This window comes from Cyclobacterium sp. (genome assembly GCF_014762705.1).
GTDB lineage: Bacteria > Bacteroidota > Bacteroidia > Cytophagales > Cyclobacteriaceae > Cyclobacterium.
Map to the genome: position 1 here is coordinate 16,235 of NZ_JABURL010000095.1, position 17,811 is coordinate 34,045.

A 17,811-nucleotide genomic window follows, 5' to 3' on the forward strand; every position below is an offset into this window, starting at 1 on the left:
TTTGGAAACACAAACCGCAAGCGAATATAATGAAGTTATTGGCCTTTGTAAAGAACTTTTCAAGAAGAAGACGCAGGATTATGGCACATCATGGCGGATTTTAAGGCTTCCTTCCCTTACAGACCAGATTTTTATCAAGGCCCAGCGCATCCGTTCCATTCAGGAAAAAGGACAGCAAAAGGTCACAGACAGCATCAGGGATGAATTTATCGGCATTATCAATTATTGTATCATCGCTTTGCTTCAGCTGGATTTGAAGGACGACAATAGAAAAGAAATTAATTTTAAAGAACTGGAGCCGCTGTATGACAAATGGGTAAACGCTACCAGAGAATTGCTGGCAAATAAAAACCATGATTACGGAGAAGCCTGGAGGAGCATGCGGATCTCATCCATGACGGATATCATTTTGATGAAGCTGTACAGGGTGAAACAAATTGAGGACAACAGGGGAAAAACCCTGGTATCTGAGGGGGTGGTTGCCAATTATCAGGACATGCTCAACTATGCCGTTTTCTGTATGATTAAATTAAATGAAAATGATCATTAAAACCATATTGTTCATTGCCAGGCTCCTGGTCGGGGGTCTGTTTGTTTTTTCAGGTCTGATCAAGGTGAATGATCCGGTAGGAACATCCATCAAGATGCAGGAGTATTTTGATGTATTTTCCACGGATATATCCCCCATATTTGAGCCACTGAAAGCCATAGCACTTCCCATTGCAGTGATTTTGGTAATCCTGGAGGTGGCATTGGGGATCATGATCCTGGTAGGCTGGAAAGTGAGGACCGGAATTTATCTATTGCTATTGATGATCCTGTTTTTTACCTTTCTCACCTTTTATTCCGCCTATTATAACAAAGTGACCGACTGTGGTTGTTTTGGAGACGCGATCAAACTAACACCCTGGGAATCCTTTTACAAAGACATCGTGCTTTTGGTGCTGATTGTCTTTATGGTTGTATTCAGAAAACAACTGCCCGAAGGCAATACGGCTATGGGGAAATGGCTGACTGTTGGCTCTTTTGTGCTTTCTCTGGTGCTTGCTGTTTATGCCATAAGAAACCTTCCATTTATTGATTTCCGGGCTTTTAAGGAGGGGGTGAATATTCCCCGTGCCATGGAGCCTTCTGCCAATTTGGAATACAGCTACCTGATGCGAAAGGATGGGAAAACGGTGGAATTTGACCAGTATCCTTCGGATGAAAGCTATGAATTTGTAGAGATGAATCTAAAGAACCCGGAAGCACTCCCTAAAATATCTGACTTTGCCATTTGGAACGATAATGGCGACCATACCCAACAAATGCTAAGTGGCAAAAAGCTGTTGATTTTGTCCCACAGCATCCAAAAGATGGATCTTTCCCTGGAGCAGATGGAGAAAATCAGCGGCCTGATCAATGCTTTTCAGGGATCGGATGTGCAGGTGGCCCTGGTAGCCGCATCCTCAGAGGCTGAGATGGAGCAATTTTTAAAAGACAACGGCATACAAATCGGGTATTACATGGCGGATGCCACAGTGGTAAAAACCATCGTCCGTTCTAATCCGGGCCTTGTATTTTTGGAGGAGGGAACAGTGCTGGGGAAATATCATTTTAGAAACACTCCAGATCCGGAGACGGCTCAAAGCTTGTTTGGACGATGACAGATCCCAGGAAAATCGTGTTGGTAGGTATGCCTGGAAGTGGAAAGTCCACCCTGGGTAAGGAGTTGGCTGCAAGGCTTAATAGCCCTTTCTATGACCTGGACGACCTGATAGAAGAAAAGGAAGGTAAAAGTATTGCCGAGATCTTTTCCGAAAAAGGGGAGGGCTATTTCAGGAATCTGGAAACTTCAGTCCTTGAAGAAACCCTTCGGCTTGAGCAGGCATTTGTTTTGGCTACCGGGGGTGGTGCTCCCTGCTATAATGATAACATGAGTCTGGTCAATTCCCAGGCTGTTTCCGTTTATTTGGACGTTCCGCTCAACCATATTCTGGACAGGCTTAATCAGACCCAAATTGAGGTCAGACCATTATTTTCTGGTTTGGAGACTGCTGAAATCATACTTAAGTTAAAAAACATGTATGTAGAGCGCAACAGGTATTACGAAAAAGCCAAAATAAAACTCAGGGGAGAAGATATCTCCCCTGAGTTATTGATTGCCGAATGGATGCCTTTTTTAAAAACTAAACCCTAAAGTCAGCAATCCGGACAGGATGTTATTTTCTGTGGTTGCCACATTTGAGCCTGGATAAGAATTGTAATAACTATTAAACATACTGTTGACCAGGCCAAAATCCACACTGAAACCAGGTAATTTCACCCCAATACCACCTGAGAGTTTTGTTGTGCTTCTGTCCAGATTGCCTGGCTCACCAAATGGATCACCGTAAAAAGCATAGCCTGCCCGGATGCGGATCATTTTTATCCTGTATTCGCCGCCTACACTGTAGTTGATGGCTTGCCCGTAAATATCACTGATGGCCACATTGTCCTCTCCCGTATTGAACACGTTCGACCTCAAGTTGGCTGTACTGTAATCCAGGTAGTCGGCATCAGCGGAAATAAATCCGTTTTTCCCGAAGAAATAAGTGAAACCGGCCCCCACTTTCATTGGAGTTCGCAGGTTGTAACTGCTGAGAAATATATCCGTTTCTGCATCAGACTCCGAAATGGTTCCAAATTCCGGGTCCTCGTAAGGAGGAGTGAAGTTTGCAAATATATCCGCATCATACTCCTCATTAAACCGGTTCCAGGTAGGGGACTTGAAATTGAGCCCCAGGTTGAGCCGGTCTACAGGTTTGTAGATGATTCCCAGTCCCAGATTTATTCCGGAACCTTCCAAAAACAGGTTTTCCTGTAAGGAACTGAACAAAGTGCTTTCGTCATTGTCATCCAAAAACTCTTCGTTGTAGGTTTTGGTCGAGCGGAAATTTACCGAGTTAATTCCCAGAGAGGCTCCGATAAAGAGTTTGTTTTTATAGTTTCCTCCATATGAGAAACCAATCTGGCTCATGCTGCCCTCATTTTCTATCATTTCTGACTTTTCCAGGGCCAGTGTGGCATTTGGGACATAATTGTATCCATCACCCTCGGGATTGATCAGAAAAGCTTCAAAATACAGCCCGTCTGTTCCGTTCGGTACCCCTTGCTCATTGTAGATATCTACATAGTAATCCAAAATGGATCCCTGATCCAGCTGATTGGAAAAATAACCAAAATTATTGTTGTAGCTGGCCTGTCTGTTGATGCTGATCCCGAAAGATCCTCCCCTCCAATCTCCGACTTCCAAAGGCCCCTTGGCCCTGCTGATAACCGCTCCCAGATTTGGAATGGAGAAATTCGTGGCATTGTATCCTCTTGATTGATTTAGGAGAAACGTTTCGGCATTCCAGTCACTGTAGGCAGCCGTAAGACTGAACTCGGATTGCTGGAAAAAGCCAAGTCCGGCAGGATTGCCATGAACATTGCTGATATCTCCTCCCAATGCATTTTGGGTACCACCCAAAGCGGATATTCTTGCTGAACCTGTAGAGCCAAACTGGCTGAACCTGAGGGCATCTTCTACATAGCCACTTTGAGCTGTTGAATGCTGCACATGAATGATGGACAACACTACTAAAGACAAAATCAATTTTAATCCTTTCATATCATCTGAATTAAATACTGAGTTGGTTTTGAATTCCAAGCGGCTTGAATAAGTGCCGAATTTGTTTCAAAAAGGCAACCTTTAAGCCGACGAGATTTGATCGCTTTAATTTGAACGAAAACAAGAAACTTAAGTTGAAGTAAAAATAGCGTTCAAATACTTAGGTTTTGGTAATGGCTGATTGGATATTTAAAGGGAAGTTTAAAAAATTAAATGACTTGATTAAGAGGTAAAAAAAGAGGGAATTAATTCCCTCTTCTACTTCCTCCTACGCTACCTCCTCCTCGGGAAGCTCCTCCTCCACTGTAGCTGCCTCTGCTTGGCGCACTGTAAGAGGATGAAGGCCTTGAGGGAGCAGAATAACTACTTCTGCTTGGTGTGGTAGATCGTTGTTGATAACTTGGGGTAGAAGTCCTGGTACTCCTGCTTCTATTATAAGAAGGGGAAGCGCTTCTACTATTTGACCTTGGAGCAGTATAAGATGACCTGTTACTTCTTCCGCTTGTATTGTACCTGGAATTACTGCTCGCGGGAGCTTGTGTTCTACTATATGAACTGGTCCTGCTTGGCGCATTATAACTGCTTCTGGAGGAGGTGTTTCCTGAACGATTCATAGCAGGAGAATTGATGTTCCTCCTTGAAGGTGCTGCAGAAGCAGCGTTATAATAGTCATTTTGTGACCTGCTGAAAGAGTTTCTGGTTGAAGCAGATCGATTATTGCTATTTACTGACCTGCTACTGTTCATTGCATCTCTCCTTGCCGCAGCTCTGGACGAACCTGGCTGAGCAATATTCCTTGACCTGCTGGTGCTGCTTGCCAAAGAAGAAGCCCTACTAGGCCTGGCACTTTGCACCAATTGTCTTCTGTTACCTTCAGTGCCTCCTGGCAGTACAATAACGGGTGAGTATATATTCCTACCCCACATGCCTCCACCGTAGAGACCTCCAAAACCAGGTCTGTATCCAAATCCGGATCCCCAGAATGGATCATAAAAACCCATGCCAGGTCTCATGAATGGGCTTCCCCATCCAAATCTGCTTCCAAAACCAAATCCCATACCAATAGACATGTTAAATCCAGGTCTGAAACCAAATCCAGGACCCCAGAAAGGATCATAAAAACCCATTCCTCCGAAGCCAGGACCCCAGAAAGGATCATAAAATCCTCCCATGCCCATCATCATGGGATTGAATCCCATACCCATCATGGGGTTCATGAAATAATTGTTGACAACAGGATTGTTTCCATTAACGCCCCTGAAATTATCATAGGCATTAATATTGGGATCTCCCTGAGCCAGATTTTCTCCTGTCTCAGCATCATCAAAATATACAGTACCTTCATCTTCTGCCGGGGCAGTTGATCTCTGGTACTTGGCTATGTATTCGGGGTTAACATTCTTGGAACTAAAGTTGTCAGAATCAGCATCAAGGGACTGAATCTGTTCTATGTCCTTAAAGTTTTCAGGATTGTTGTTTTTTACCGCAAATTCAGTAGCAATCCTGGCATCTGATGCCATGAAGTACAGGTTGTCGATTTCTTCTCCGCTCCTGCTAGCATTGTAGCTGGTATTGCAGGCAGCTAAGCCTAAAATCGCTACTGCACCTAACGTCCGTATGGGATTGAAATTAATCATAGGAATTTTTAGTTTATTACTCTCCCTACTATATACGTGAACATAGCAAGAGGGTTATCATTTTTTAAATTATCTTTGTTGCAAACGAGAACCGAATATAAAGAGTTTTTTCAATACAACAAAGAAATACTAATGAGCAAAGGATTACCAAAACGAAGTGAGGATTATTCCCTGTGGTACAATGAATTGGTAAAAAGGGCTGATTTGGCCGAAAACAGTGCCGTAAGAGGCTGCATGGTTATCAAACCCTATGGGTTTAGTATTTGGGAAAAAATGCAGGCTGAGCTGGATAGAATGTTTAAAAAAACCGGCCATTCCAATGCCTATTTTCCTTTATTTATTCCCAAATCTTACCTTTCCAAAGAAGCCAGCCATGTAGAAGGATTTGCAAAAGAGTGTGCGGTAGTGACCCATTACCGGCTAAAGGCCGACCCTTCAGGAAAAGGCGTAATTGTGGACCCTGAAGCAGCACTGGAGGAGGAACTTATCGTAAGGCCTACTTCTGAAACTGTCATTTGGAGCACCTACAAAAACTGGATACAGTCGTACCGCGACCTGCCTTTACTGATCAACCAATGGGCAAATGTGGTACGTTGGGAAATGCGTACCAGGTTGTTTTTAAGGACATCCGAATTTCTTTGGCAGGAAGGCCACACAGCCCATGAAACCAAGAAAGAAGCCATAGAAGAAACCGTACGCATGATGAACGTGTATGCGGAATTTGCGGAGAATTTTATGGCTTTACCGGTAATCCGGGGGGTAAAATCCGAGAGTGAAAAATTTGCCGGAGCTGTGGACACCTATTGTATAGAGGCCATGATGCAGGATGGCAAGGCCTTACAGGCGGGAACCTCTCATTTTTTGGGTCAGAATTTCGCCAGGGCATTTGATGTAAAATTTGCCGGCAGAAATGGAGAATTGGACCATGTCTGGGGCACTTCCTGGGGCGTAAGTACCCGGTTGATGGGTGCGCTGATTATGGCTCATTCGGATGACAACGGTTTGGTACTTCCTCCCAAATTGGCCCCCATTCAGGTGGTGATCGTCCCCATATTTAAAAGTGCGGAGGAACTGGCCGCCATCCGTGAAAAAGCCCATGAAATCATGGATGCATTGGATGCTTTGGGGATTACTGTGAAGTTTGATGACAGGGATACCTTTAAACCAGGATGGAAATTTGCGGAATACGAACTCAAAGGTGTTCCCCTCAGACTGGGCATAGGTCCCAGAGATCTTCAAAACAAAACCGTGGAAATGGCCCGCCGGGATAACCTGACCAAATCGGTTGTGAACCTGGAAGAGGAAGACCTTGCTGCCAAAATCAAGGAAACCCTGGACGATATCCAAAAAAGTATCTACGAGAAAGCCAGAATATTTACACAGGAAAAAACAACCGCTGTGGATACCTGGGAGGAGTTCGTGGAGGTATTGGAAAACAAAGGGGGGTTTGTATCGGCCCATTGGGACGGAACCGAAGCCACCGAAAACCAGATCAAGGAAAAGACCAAAGCTACCATTCGCTGTATCCCATTGGACCAGGTGCAGGAAGATGGTGAATGTGTCCTTTCAGGTAAGCCCTCCAAAGGAAGGGTGTTGTTTGCCAGGGCATATTGAAAGATGACATAAGCATTTCCGGAAAATGATCCCCGGTAAGGGTATGATTAGAAAAGCCAGACGATTCGCTCGTTTGGCTTTCTATTTTGAGGATTTCTTGTAAATTTACAAAAAGGTTTGGATGTTATCTGAAGCCTGAAATTTGATCCTATGGACTGGTTAATTTTGTTAAGTCTGATTTTATTTGGTGCCTTGCTGGTATTGATGGAAGTGATTTTCGTCCCCGGTACCACGGTAGTCGGGGCCTTGGGACTGATTTTTACCGGTATGGGTGTCTATTACGCCTTCCTTAATTTTCCGGCAACGCTAGCCTATACAGTGACCACCCTTACCATTTTGCTGAACATTGGATTTTTAGTGTATGGGTTCAAGGCGGGTGTATGGGATCGCTTCGCGTTGAAACAAACCATCATCAACCGCACTTTTGATGACAGGCTGGTAGGATTGGAAATTGGTCAAAAGGGCAAGACCATTTCGGATTTCAAACCTTTTGGAAAAATAGAAATTGAAGATAAAATTTATGAGGCCAAATCTGAAGGAGGATTTATCTCTTCAGGTACCATGGTCACCATATCAAAAATAGCAAACAATAAAATCATCATTAAACCGTAAAACATGGAAATTTCAAATTCGGCGTTTATTTTAGTTGCAGCTTTTGCCGGGCTGATCTTACTCTTTATATTCCTTTATTTTGTTCCGGTAAATCTTTGGATTACCGCCATTTTTTCCAATGTCAAGGTTGGCCTTTTGGAATTGGTGGGTATGCGGATCAGGAAAGTTCCTCCCGGGGTTATCGTTAATTCCCTGATCACGGCAACCAAAGCCGGCCTCAACCTGACCACCAATGATCTGGAAACCCATTACCTGGCAGGGGGTAATGTTCCCAATGTGATCCGGGCGCTTATTTCAGCGGACAAGGCAAATATCTCCCTGTCCTTTAAGCAAGCAACGGCCATTGACCTGGCCGGCAGGGATGTATTTGAGGCTGTACAGATTTCCGTTAATCCCAAAGTAATCAATACCCCGAGTGTGGCTGCCGTTGCAGCAGATGGTATTCAGCTCATTGCCAAGGCCAGGGTTACTGTAAGGGCAAACATTGCCCAATTGGTGGGTGGTGCCGGAGAAGAAACGATCCTGGCAAGGGTAGGAGAGGGTATTGTTACCTCTATTGGTTCGGCCAAAAATCACAAAAGCGTCCTCGAAAACCCGGATAAAATATCCAAGCTGGTTTTGGAAAGAGGCCTGGATGCCGGAACAGCCTTTGAAATTCTTTCCATTGATATTGCCGATATTGATGTGGGATCGAATATCGGTGCCAAATTGCAGATAGATCAGGCAACGGCAGACCTGAAAGTAGCAGAAGCCAGGGCAGAGGAAAGAAGAGCCATGGCCGTAGCCCTGGAGCAGGAGATGAAAGCCAAGAATGTTGAAATGAAGGCAAAAGTCACAGAAGCAGAGGCAGAAGTTCCCAAAGCCATTTCCGAAGCCTTCAGATCCGGTAATCTGGGAATCATGGATTATTATAAAATGGAAAATGTGAAATCCGATACCAGTATGCGGGATTCCATCGCCAATTCCGATGAAAGCAAATCAAGCGACCGGTCAAAAGGTAACGATAAAAACAAATAAAAATAAAGGGGCTTCAAGCCCCTTTATTTTTTTTCTTTTTCTGCCCCTGCGAATGCTCAGCAGCTATTTCTTCTGATGCAGCCTTTACGCTGCCTTTACTTTTTGCCAAAATCCTGTCATTTTCCTTGTCAAAAAGGATTTTGCTGTAGTGTAATGGAAGGATAAAATCCCCGTTTTCCTTTATTATCCCGTAGGCCTCTCCTTTCCGGACCAACACCTGATCCGGACCTTCTCTTCTGATTTCTTCGTAGACCGCCGGACTGATCAACTGCCCATCTGGTTTGGCCATTCCCATAAGTCCTTCATTTTCCAACAGAAAATACCCCGTACCGGTCCTGCTGATTCGTTCGCAGGAGTTTTCCAGCAACATTTCCCCTTGTTGGTTGATCAGGTTAAACCTGCCATCCTTTACCACAATGGCCACACCATTCGAAAATGGCCCAGCTTTTTCAAATGAAAAGGGGATGGGCATTTCATTGTTTGGGTTGACATATCCCCATTGCTGACCTTTCCTCACTTCAGCAAAACCCTCTGAGAAAGCTTTTACCTGGTCGAATACCGGGTCAATAATGGTATCCCCGGTTGCATTGATGTATCCAAACTTTTCACCCATAAGGGCCCCAAAAAGCCCCTCACTTCCCGGGAATATCCTTTGAGCGGATAGGGTAGGCCGGACTTCCCACTTTCCCTGGGCGTTGAGCAGCCCTGTTTTCTGGTTTTTAAAATGGACATTATAATGTTGGCCCACCTTTCTCACGGAATCCATCCCCACAATATCCAACAGGATACCATCATTTTTCATGATTCTCCGCAACCTGCCGTGAATATATTCCACCAATACATCGTGCTCCAGGCTGATTTTATGAAAACTGTTGTACCGGATATCTGCATCCGTAGACAGGGCATTGATCAGCAGGTATTCTGCTTCATTGCGGGCAAAGAAATAATTTTCTTCCAGGTGCCTGATTTCATCAATAATTGGTTTGAGAATATAATCCCCTTCCCGGTTGATCAAGCCAAGACCGGAATTTTCCTCCGCAATAATCACGTCCAGGCAAGGGTCGCTCAGGAAAATATACCTGTGATCCGGATTTTCGGATAAGGGCAAGGCAAATGAGCCGTCCTCTCTTTTGGCGATCACCTGTCCGTTTTTAGCAAATCTGGCCATTGCAAAGGTTCCAATGGGTTGGGTGGTCCTTTTGCCCCTGTCGTAAACATAATAGGCATTCCCTTTTCTGGCAAGCAGCAAATTGTAATAGGTGGCTATTTCATCGTAGACAGTTGGCATTACCTGTTCCCCATATTCGTGAAAGGCACCAAATTTATTTTCGTTTTTGATGATGATCCAGGGCTCAAGGTACTGGTAAAGGCTGGAACTGTCCACTGTGGCAAAAGACTCGTAGTCCGGTCCCAGAAACAACAAGTCGTTTTCCCAATTATTGATTCTGATGGAATTGCCTAAAAGTTGAATGTCTCCGTTGGAGATTTTCTTTTCCAGGTTCAGTTGCTTGTCAAAAACCTCCCATACCTGACAATTTGCTTTTTCAATGTTTCCGATCAATAAAAACACCACTACTAAAAATGGCCATGGATGAAATTTTCGCATAAGGATTTCTTTTGGGTGAAAGTAAAAATAATTTGCAGTTTTCTCAATATAACCCTATTCCAGGTGAACCGTTTCATTAAAAAATATGAAACCGGAAAAGAAAATCCAATAACCCTTAAGCCTTTTTGGAATCTTGCTGTTTTTCCAGGTCAAATAAATCGTTGATAATGTCTATCATCTCTTCCGCCTGATCACGTTTGCATGCTGCTCTTAATTGTACCACCGGCACTTTTAAAATTTTCTGCATCATACTCTTTGTGATCTTATCAATAATATCAAATTGCTGGGTATCTGCATTTTTCAGGTACCTTTCCAATTCTTCTTTCCGGATCTGCTCCAGACTGTTTTTAAGTTTATTGATGGTTGGAGATACCATCATTTCTTTTTTCCAATCGTAAAACTCATTGATGTTTTCTTCAATGATCTGTTCCACCTGTGGTATGGCAGCAGTCCTTTGGCTAAGTGTCTCGCTGGCCTTGCTCCGGATATTGTCCACATTGTACAGAAGTACTCCGGGAATGTCTTCCACTGCGGTATCAATACTTCTTGGGACAGAAAGATCTACCAGAAGCTTGTAGCTTTTGATGTCAAAGGTACTTACCAAACCTTTGGTAATAAAAGGTTCGGATTTCATAACGGATGAAATGATGACATCCGCCTCTTTCATCGCTTCAAAACTATCTTCGAATGGGATGGCCTCAAAGCCATATTCTAAGGCAAGTGTCTGGGCTTTGGCATAGGTCCTGTTGGATATTTTTATCTTGGCACCGGTCAGGTAAACAAGGTTTTTGGCCACATCTTCACCGATTTCACCCAGTCCCACCAGCAAGACCCTTGGTTGATGGGTGTTGGAGGTCAATTCTTCAATCAATTCTACCGCAGCGTAAGAAACTGAGGCTGCTCCATCCCGAAACTGAGTCTCCTGAACCACCTTCTTGTTGGTGAAAAAGATGGTATGCATGAGCCGGTGCAGGAAAGGACCGGCCATTTCCATATCTGCCGATGCCTGGTAAGCCCTTTTGACCTGGTTAGAAATCTGCATGTCACCTACAACCTGTGCCTCTAAGCCCATGGCCACCCGGAAAAGATGGTTGATGGCGGATCTGTCATCATGAAATATGTCAAAGTACTCCAGGTAGGCTATGGTATTGGATAATCCCTTTTCCAGCCCAACCAGCTTGATGATTTCGGTGGAAAGGTCCAATTCATGGCTGTAATAAACCTCTGTTCTGTTGCAGGTAGATAGAATTAGTGTATCTGTGAGGCTGAAAAAATCCTTTAATTTGGTTAATAGGGACCGTATGGCAGTATCATCCAAGGACACCAATTCTCTGATTTCTACAGGTGCATTTTTGTATGAGAGACTTAAAGCTTTAAACTTTGATTGCATAATGAAATACTTCCAATGACAAATTTATCATAGAAAAGGGACGAATGGAATTAAATCGCTGAAGCGAGTTTAATTTATAATCCTTCTAAATAAATTTTTTCATCTTTTACCTACTTGCAATAATGCGAATTTTTGGAATATAATTCCAATAATATTAATTTATGCTGTCAATAGATGAAACCAATGGTAGATAGGTTGTTTTATTTTTTGAAATCCTACTTTGGCTTTTCCCGGCGGGAGGCCAGGGGTTTTGTATTTGTGGTCCCTGTTTTGGTCCTGCTTTATGCATTTCCGTATTGGGTCAGTGCCTACTACAGGGCCAGCAGCGAAGAAAGTTATTCCAGCTACCTGGAAAAGTTCCGGATGCTTGAAGAGGATTCCGCTTTATCCTCAAAAAAACCGCTTGACGCAGATGCCGGGACCACGATTCCTCAGGAAAAAGAAAACAGGGAAGCAAAGAAGCAGGGAAGCAGCCTGAGGGCACCCGTGAAACCGGGATTGAATACCATTGCTTTTTCTGAGACCACTGCTGTGGAGCTTCAACTGGTGAATGGGGTAGGGCCTGTGCTGTCCGAAAGAATCGTGGCATTTCGAAGCAAACTGGGAGGATTCAACAGGGCAGAGCAGCTATTAGAGGTGTATGGGGTAGATGCGGCACTTGCGGAGAAAATATATGCTACATTCCCCTTCAGCTCCAACATTACAAGCAAGATCGATATCAATGTGGCCACAGTTCAGGAACTTTCACAGCATCCTTACATAGCCTTTGGTGAGGCCAAGGTAATTGTAGCTTACCGAAAGCAGCATGGGGCATATAAAATGGCTTCAGACCTGCTTCAAATCCGGATTTTTTCTGAAGATTGGGTAGATAGAATTGCCCCATATTTGAAATTTTGAGAAAAATCTTATGGATCATTTTTTGTAACGGTTAAATTCATTCAATTTTGTTTTATGGAAGAAAGGCTAAAAAAGCCGCAGATGGAAAAACTTAACCTTCCCGCCCATGATTTTCGAATAGAAGAGGCAGGCAATGGGAGATGGTATATATTTGATCCCCTGAGAAAGAAAAATTTACTTTTGACTCCAGAGGAGTGGGTCCGACAGCATCTTGTGCAGTACATGATAGGCCAACTCAAGTATCCGAAAAGTTTAATTGCCCTGGAAAGGGGGTTGACTTACAACGCCCTTCAAAAAAGATTTGATATCCTGGTATTGAACAGGGAAGGAAAAGCTTTTTTCCTGATGGAATGTAAAGCCCCGGAGGTACCATTGACCCAAAAGACCATTGAGCAGGTTGGGGTTTACAACCAAAAAATCAAGGCGACTTTTTTAGGCATCAGCAATGGGCGCAAACATATTTGCCTTAGGATGGACAATAAATCAGGTAATTACCGACAAATCAATCATTTTCCGGTATTCTCTACTGACTGAGCTTTGGGGTTTAATTTAAATATCCGTTTTTCAGTGACTTTAGTCATGTAATTTGTTAAATTTGACCAATAATTTTAGCGAGAATTAAATTTCTTCCCTGAACATGAATAAGCCTGAAAAGAGTACCCCTTGCGAATTGTGTCTGAGTAGAAAATTTTCCATGTTTTCTGAAGTGGGTCAGGAGCATCTCTGCAATATCACGGACAGTAAAAATTTTATCTCCCATAAAAAGGGACAAATTCTTTATTATGAAAATACCAAGCCTTTAGGTGTTTTTTGTATCAACAGCGGGGTTGTGAAAATTTTTAAAACAGCATCCAATGGTAAAGAACAAATCATCAGGTTGGCCCAGAAGGGAGATTTTGTAGGGTATACCTCCATGATAGCAGAGGAGGCTTATACCACTACAGCTACCATTGTAGAGGATGCCAGAATCTGTTTTGTTCCTAAGGAAGTATTTTTAAAATTATTGTCGGAAGACAATAATTTTCACAGAAGGCTTACCCGATCCCTCTGTCACGATGTGGGTATGATGGAAAGTAAACTTACGGATGCCACCCAAAAATCCATCCGGGAAAGGCTGGCCTTAACCCTTTTAAAGTTGGGAGACAGCTATGGGGTAGACGGAGCAGGTAAGCAAAGGTTGGATATCAATCTTACCAGAGAGGAAATTGCCGGTATAGTGGGCACGGCTACAGAAACGGTGATCCGGCTTTTATCGGAATTCAAGAAGGATGGCCTGATAGACCTTCAGGGGAAAAAGATAATGTTGTTGAATAGAAATGGTTTGGTAAGACTATCTGATTTTTACGGGTAGCTCAGTTTTATTTAGTCAGACCATCAATGGGTTCGAGCATTAGTTTTTTAAATTCCACTTCAGCACCTTCCGCCTGAATAGCCACCTGACCTTTGCTGGCAGTTGCTTGGAAGCCTTCATTGACCAAATCTCCATTGACCCAGACTTTAACCCGGTCCTGAAAGCATTCAATAACCATTTGATTCCATTCACCAGCTGGGTTTTCTGATCCGTCGGTAAGGTTTAGTATCCTTCTGTTTTTACCTTCTACGATGCCCCAATCTTCTTTTTTGCCCCTTCTTTCTACCATGTTTTCTACGGCAATATCTTCCACAATGCACCAAAAATCCCCTGCATTTTCATGCATCATCTGGACTTCTATGGATTTGGGAAACATATCGTACAATGCCCTGGGGGTAGAGGCATGGACCAGAATCCCGCAGTTGCCGGTTTCACCGGGAAACCTGTATTCAGCGGTAATGCGGTAGTTTTCGTAAACATCATCGGTAATCAGGTGTCCAAGGGGCCTGCCCAGGCTCACCAGCATGCCATCTCTTACGACAAATGAAGGACCTATCCCGGGATTTTCATCTTTTTCGGGTACATCGGCATGCCATCCAGAAAGGTCTTTCCCATTAAAAATGGGCAATTTCTGGGCCTGTATGGCACCTGACATCAGCATGAAATTCAATAAACAAAAGGCAGGGAAAAATTTCATGGCAAATTTGGGTTTTGAATGTAAAGGCAAACCTGCGGCGGTGATATTAAACCAACCACCACAGGTTTTAAGAACTGAAGAACAGGTTTTGGGATTATCCGATCAGGTTACCTTCATCGTCCCATTGGGCAATGGTGCCCCTGGTGGTAATGTCCAGGTAAACATCCTTGTATTTGGGATCATTCTGAAGGCCGTGCTTGGCAAGCACCTCGTCGGGTACACCGTCCCAGGCGTTGGGTCTGTTGCCTACATAGCCCAGATCTTTGAATCCTTCTTCGCTGGTAAAAAAGCCGGTTGCAGTAAGATTTCGGAGCATGTTAAAGAAACGTACCCCTCCTTCATTCTCAGCCTTTGCCTTATCCGGGTAGGCGATTTCATCTATGATCTGAATCCTTTGCTCTTCACTTATTTCCAGAAATTTACTACCAAACATCTCATCTGATTTATGGTCCAGCCAAAGCAGTCCTCCCCGCATGGGAGTTTGGTAACCCGGAATATCTTTCATCATGAATTCAATGAAATCAGGTACTCCGGCCTCTGTGGCACTTCCGGAGGTCTCGTCTGCAGGGATGATGATATCTACCAGTACATCCAGTTTTTTACGCTCATCTTCGGTGAAAAATGTAGCGGATTTGAGCTTTTCATTGTAAATGATTTCCTCAGGAGTCCTGCCGTAACTGCCAAATTCCCCTATGGTGGGATTGTGTGGGATTTCGGTGGTCTCAGGAGCTTCGGGACCGCATCCTGTAAACAGGAAGCCTGAAGCGAGCGAACCGGTGAATAAAAGCTTTAAATTTTCTCTTCTGTTCATGGCCTTAAATGTTTTTCTTGTTTAATTGATCAATGATGTATTCGGAAGTCCTCCAGGAAAGGGCCAAAATGGTCCAGGTGGGATTTTTGTCTGCCTGAGAAACAAACGACCCGCCGTCCACCACAAAAAGATTTTTGCAGTCATGGGCCTGGGAAAACTTGTTCAACACCGAAGTGCTGGCATCGTCTCCCATGCGGGTAGTACCTACCTCATGAATAATCCGGCCGGGTTTGTGCAAGCCGTATTGTTGTTCGGCCCCGGGTTTATTGCCCAGAATAATGGCACCCATACTACCGAGTACTTCCTCAAATGTTTCGTGCATGTGCCTGGCCTGTTTCAATTCCTGATCCGTCCATTTGTAGTGAAATTTCAGGACAGGAATACCAAATTTATCTACTACCTGATTGTCGATCTCACAGTAATTGCTGTATTGGGGGATGCTTTCCCCTCTGCCCGACATACCAACAGTACTGCCAAAAAATCTTCGGATATCCTTTTTCAAGCCCTGGCCATACCCCCCGTTCGGACTTGGGTTGCCAAACTCATCTTTTACATATTGCCTCATGGTATCCATGCCACCGCCAAATCCATAGGAGGGCATGCCCATGCCTCCCCAGTATTCAATATGATAGCCCCTGGCAAAGTCCAGGTTTTTTTCATTCAACCACCATGGTGTATAAATATGCATGCCGCCTACACCATCTTCATTGTACCGCTGCCTGTCCATCATATCAGGCAAGATACCCATCCGGTCAGCACCGGTAGAATCATGCAGGTAGCGGCCCACATGCCCGGAACTGTTTCCAAGACCATCCGGATGTGTTTTGGACTTTGAATTCAACATGATCCGTGCAGACTCACAGGCTGATGCGCCCAGCACCACCACCCTGGCATTGAGTTTGTACTCCTGCATGTCCAGTTTGCTGATGTAGGTTACGCCTGTAGCTTCCCCCTGCTCATTGGTGGTTACTTTTCTGACCATGGACATGGTGAAAAGATCCACTTTTCCTTTTTTCATGGCCGGCTTGACCAGACAGGTCCCTGAGGAAAAATCTGCATAGATCTGACAAGCCCTGTTGCATTGGCTGCAAAAAAAACAAGTACCTCGTTCATTGTTGACCGGCCGGGTCAATATGGATAATCTCGAAGGAATTACCGGAAGATTGATTTTGTCTGCGCCTTTTTTGATGTGCAATTCATGCAGTCTTGGCTTGGGGGGCGGAAGAAAAAATCCGTCCGGCTCGTTGTTGATACCTTCCTTAGACCCAAAAACACCGATCAATTTGTCCACCTTATCATAGTAAGGGGCTACATCTTCATAGCCTATAGGCCAATTGTCGCCCAGTCCGTCCAGGTTTTTTCTTTTGAAATCCAGTGGGCCAAATCTTAGCGATATCCTTCCCCAATGATTCGTTCTGCCTCCCAGCATCCTGGACCTGAACCAATCGAATTCACTGTCCTGGCCACGCGTATAGGGTTCACCCTCAATATCCCAGCCACCAATTGCTGCATCAAAATCACCAAATGGCCTGACTGTTCCGGCCCCCCTCCTTGGAGACTCCCAGGGTGGACGCAATTGGGTGCGGTGCTCCTCTTTTGCAGGGTCAAAATCAGCACCTGCTTCCACAACGGCAACCTTTAAACCGGCTTCTGACAAAATCTTGGACGCCATCCCTCCACCTGCACCGGATCCTACGATGATGACGTCATAGGAATCCTCAGCGGACTGTATATGAATACTCATATTTTTCTATTTGATTAAAATTTTTCAAAAAGTAAGACAATTTTCGTAAAATAAAAAACGAATTTATCCGGATCTACCAGGCTTTTTTTAACCTTCCAGTCAATTTTAATGGTGAGCTGATAATTAAAGTAGGGGTTTTAAATATTGCCAAACAGTCTGAGCTACAATTTGATGGCCGGCTGCCGTAGGGTGAATGCCATCCGGTAAATTATATTCCGGGTCACCGGCCACGCCTTCCAAAAGAAATGGAATAAGTGCGACTTCCTCATCTTCCGCAATCTCGGCATACATTTTTCTGAAATTGTCCGTATAAGCCTGTCCCATATTGGGAGGGATTTGCATTCCCGCCAACAGGATTTTTGTGTCAGGGTACTCTTCCTGAACCGAATTGATGATTCCGCGAAGGTTTTTTTCTGTTTCTTCCAATGAAATCCCCCTCAAACCGTCATTACCGCCCAATTCCAAAATAAAAATGGCCGGTTTCTCTTCCAGAAACCAGTCCAGTCGGCTCAAACCACTGGCCGTGGTTTCCCCACTTAATCCACCGTTGATAACCTGATAATCTGTTTCCATACTGTCGAGTTTTTCCTGGATCAGTGCCGGAAAGGCTTCATAGTCCTCTATTCCATAGCCGGCAGTCAGGCTGTTGCCGAAAAATAAAATGGTTTTTCTTTCGCTCTTCTCCTGAACTTCTGTACTTTCTGGGGCACTTTCTGCTTGTTTATCTTCCTTTTGGCTACAGGAAAATCCCAGCATAAGCAAAAACAGGTAAAACGGATACAGGTAAATTGCGTTTTTCATTGG

Annotated in this window: 17 protein-coding genes; 9 read left to right on the plus strand and 8 right to left on the minus strand. The window is 44.2% G+C overall.

Translation table 11 applies throughout. From position 1 onward, the window contains the following. The first annotated feature begins 1 nt into the window (after position 1). From HUJ21_RS18290 to HUJ21_RS18300, 3 genes are read left to right on the plus strand one after another with little or no spacing between them, the layout of a single operon-like run. The gene (locus tag HUJ21_RS18290) at positions 2–550 is read left to right on the plus strand and encodes a DUF1599 domain-containing protein (protein WP_291372009.1); all 549 of its coding nucleotides are present in this window, start codon (positions 2–4) and stop codon (positions 548–550) included. Further along, positions 540–1,646, plus strand: coding sequence for a BT_3928 family protein (locus HUJ21_RS18295; protein WP_291372010.1), 1,107 nt, complete (start codon positions 540–542; stop codon positions 1,644–1,646). Before HUJ21_RS18290 ends, HUJ21_RS18295 begins: the two co-directional genes overlap by 11 nt. Further along, positions 1,643–2,179 carry a shikimate kinase gene (locus tag HUJ21_RS18300; RefSeq protein ID WP_291372011.1) on the plus strand — a complete coding sequence of 179 codons (537 nt, stop codon included), beginning with the start codon at positions 1,643–1,645 and terminating at the stop codon, positions 2,177–2,179. The genes HUJ21_RS18295 and HUJ21_RS18300 overlap by 4 nt, the downstream gene beginning before the upstream one ends. Here HUJ21_RS18300 and HUJ21_RS18305 read toward each other — a convergent pair. Both HUJ21_RS18305 and HUJ21_RS18310 read right to left on the minus strand, forming a co-directional pair. Continuing rightward, a complete protein-coding gene (locus tag HUJ21_RS18305; protein WP_291372012.1) occupies positions 2,162–3,631 on the minus strand; it encodes a long-chain fatty acid transporter in 1,470 nt (489 codons plus the stop codon). The two genes, HUJ21_RS18300 and HUJ21_RS18305, sit on opposite strands and share 18 nt — an antisense overlap. A 245-nt stretch (positions 3,632–3,876) precedes the next feature. After that, positions 3,877–5,268 (minus strand): hypothetical protein, encoded by a 1,392-nt coding sequence (locus tag HUJ21_RS18310; RefSeq protein WP_291372013.1) that lies wholly within the window; start codon positions 5,266–5,268, stop codon positions 3,877–3,879. Positions 5,269–5,400: 132 nt separating this feature from the next. On the opposite strand from HUJ21_RS18310, the gene proS reads away from it, so the two are divergent. The 3 genes from proS (at position 5,401) to floA (ending at position 8,511) form a co-directional block, all read left to right on the plus strand. Then, on the plus strand, positions 5,401–6,882 hold the full coding sequence (proS, locus tag HUJ21_RS18315; protein ID WP_291372014.1) for a proline--tRNA ligase: 1,482 nt from the start codon (positions 5,401–5,403) through the stop codon (positions 6,880–6,882). Positions 6,883–7,032: 150 nt separating this feature from the next. Continuing rightward, positions 7,033–7,494 carry an NfeD family protein gene (locus tag HUJ21_RS18320; RefSeq protein ID WP_291372015.1) on the plus strand — a complete coding sequence of 154 codons (462 nt, stop codon included), beginning with the start codon at positions 7,033–7,035 and terminating at the stop codon, positions 7,492–7,494. 3 nt (positions 7,495–7,497) lie between these two features. Next, on the plus strand, positions 7,498–8,511 hold the full coding sequence (gene floA / locus HUJ21_RS18325; protein ID WP_166147377.1) for a flotillin-like protein FloA: 1,014 nt from the start codon (positions 7,498–7,500) through the stop codon (positions 8,509–8,511). 13 nt (positions 8,512–8,524) lie between these two features. Here the strand turns inward: floA and HUJ21_RS18330 are convergent, their stop codons facing one another. Continuing rightward, on the minus strand, positions 8,525–10,117 hold the full coding sequence (locus HUJ21_RS18330) for a WG repeat-containing protein (RefSeq protein ID WP_291372016.1): 1,593 nt from the start codon (positions 10,115–10,117) through the stop codon (positions 8,525–8,527). Positions 10,118–10,232: 115 nt separating this feature from the next. Then, positions 10,233–11,507 (minus strand): glutamyl-tRNA reductase, encoded by a 1,275-nt coding sequence (gene hemA / locus HUJ21_RS18335; protein ID WP_291372017.1) that lies wholly within the window; start codon positions 11,505–11,507, stop codon positions 10,233–10,235. A 174-nt stretch (positions 11,508–11,681) separates the two neighbouring features. Here hemA and HUJ21_RS18340 point away from each other — a divergent pair, with 174 nt between their 5' ends. From HUJ21_RS18340 to HUJ21_RS18350, 3 genes are all read left to right on the plus strand, one after another. Next, positions 11,682–12,404 (plus strand): helix-hairpin-helix domain-containing protein, encoded by a 723-nt coding sequence (locus HUJ21_RS18340; RefSeq protein WP_291372018.1) that lies wholly within the window; start codon positions 11,682–11,684, stop codon positions 12,402–12,404. A gap of 81 nt (positions 12,405–12,485) precedes the next feature. Continuing rightward, positions 12,486–12,938 (plus strand): type I restriction enzyme HsdR N-terminal domain-containing protein, encoded by a 453-nt coding sequence (locus tag HUJ21_RS18345; RefSeq protein ID WP_291372019.1) that lies wholly within the window; start codon positions 12,486–12,488, stop codon positions 12,936–12,938. Positions 12,939–13,041: 103 nt separating this feature from the next. After that, on the plus strand, positions 13,042–13,755 hold the full coding sequence (locus HUJ21_RS18350; RefSeq protein WP_291372020.1) for a Crp/Fnr family transcriptional regulator: 714 nt from the start codon (positions 13,042–13,044) through the stop codon (positions 13,753–13,755). 7 nt (positions 13,756–13,762) lie between these two features. On the opposite strand, the gene HUJ21_RS18355 is transcribed toward HUJ21_RS18350, so the two are convergent. The 4 genes from HUJ21_RS18355 to HUJ21_RS18370 form a co-directional block, all read right to left on the minus strand. Next, positions 13,763–14,452, minus strand: coding sequence for a DUF1080 domain-containing protein (locus HUJ21_RS18355; RefSeq protein ID WP_291372021.1), 690 nt, complete (start codon positions 14,450–14,452; stop codon positions 13,763–13,765). A 94-nt stretch (positions 14,453–14,546) separates the two neighbouring features. Then, entirely contained in the window at positions 14,547–15,263 is a 717-nt protein-coding gene (locus HUJ21_RS18360) for a gluconate 2-dehydrogenase subunit 3 family protein (protein WP_291372022.1), read from the minus strand. A 4-nt stretch (positions 15,264–15,267) separates the two neighbouring features. Further along, positions 15,268–17,007 (minus strand): GMC family oxidoreductase, encoded by a 1,740-nt coding sequence (locus tag HUJ21_RS18365; RefSeq protein ID WP_291372023.1) that lies wholly within the window; start codon positions 17,005–17,007, stop codon positions 15,268–15,270. 123 nt (positions 17,008–17,130) lie between these two features. Beyond that, positions 17,131–17,808: an arylesterase gene (locus HUJ21_RS18370; protein ID WP_291372024.1), complete on the minus strand. Its 678-nt coding sequence runs from the start codon at positions 17,806–17,808 to the stop codon at positions 17,131–17,133. Positions 17,809–17,811 lie beyond the last annotated feature (3 nt).

What these genes read in the sequence shown, in the direction of transcription:
- HUJ21_RS18350 (WP_291372020.1), top strand. Translation starts at nt 13,042, where the DNA reads ATGAATAAGCCTGAAAAGAGTACCCCTTGCGAATTGTGTCTGAGTAGA.
- proS (WP_291372014.1), top strand. Translation starts at nt 5,401, where the DNA reads ATGAGCAAAGGATTACCAAAACGAAGTGAGGATTATTCCCTGTGGTAC.
- HUJ21_RS18295 (WP_291372010.1), top strand. Translation starts at nt 540, where the DNA reads ATGATCATTAAAACCATATTGTTCATTGCCAGGCTCCTGGTCGGGGGT.
- HUJ21_RS18365 (WP_291372023.1), bottom strand. Translation starts at nt 17,007, where the DNA reads ATGAGTATTCATATACAGTCCGCTGAGGATTCCTATGACGTCATCATC.
- HUJ21_RS18310 (WP_291372013.1), bottom strand. Translation starts at nt 5,268, where the DNA reads ATGATTAATTTCAATCCCATACGGACGTTAGGTGCAGTAGCGATTTTA.
- HUJ21_RS18360 (WP_291372022.1), bottom strand. Translation starts at nt 15,263, where the DNA reads ATGAACAGAAGAGAAAATTTAAAGCTTTTATTCACCGGTTCGCTCGCT.
- HUJ21_RS18355 (WP_291372021.1), bottom strand. Translation starts at nt 14,452, where the DNA reads ATGAAATTTTTCCCTGCCTTTTGTTTATTGAATTTCATGCTGATGTCA.
- HUJ21_RS18345 (WP_291372019.1), top strand. Translation starts at nt 12,486, where the DNA reads ATGGAAAAACTTAACCTTCCCGCCCATGATTTTCGAATAGAAGAGGCA.
- HUJ21_RS18370 (WP_291372024.1), bottom strand. Translation starts at nt 17,808, where the DNA reads ATGAAAAACGCAATTTACCTGTATCCGTTTTACCTGTTTTTGCTTATG.
- HUJ21_RS18320 (WP_291372015.1), top strand. Translation starts at nt 7,033, where the DNA reads ATGGACTGGTTAATTTTGTTAAGTCTGATTTTATTTGGTGCCTTGCTG.
- HUJ21_RS18330 (WP_291372016.1), bottom strand. Translation starts at nt 10,117, where the DNA reads ATGCGAAAATTTCATCCATGGCCATTTTTAGTAGTGGTGTTTTTATTG.
- hemA (WP_291372017.1), bottom strand. Translation starts at nt 11,507, where the DNA reads ATGCAATCAAAGTTTAAAGCTTTAAGTCTCTCATACAAAAATGCACCT.
- HUJ21_RS18340 (WP_291372018.1), top strand. Translation starts at nt 11,682, where the DNA reads ATGAAACCAATGGTAGATAGGTTGTTTTATTTTTTGAAATCCTACTTT.
- floA (WP_166147377.1), top strand. Translation starts at nt 7,498, where the DNA reads ATGGAAATTTCAAATTCGGCGTTTATTTTAGTTGCAGCTTTTGCCGGG.
- HUJ21_RS18305 (WP_291372012.1), bottom strand. Translation starts at nt 3,631, where the DNA reads ATGAAAGGATTAAAATTGATTTTGTCTTTAGTAGTGTTGTCCATCATT.
- HUJ21_RS18300 (WP_291372011.1), top strand. Translation starts at nt 1,643, where the DNA reads ATGACAGATCCCAGGAAAATCGTGTTGGTAGGTATGCCTGGAAGTGGA.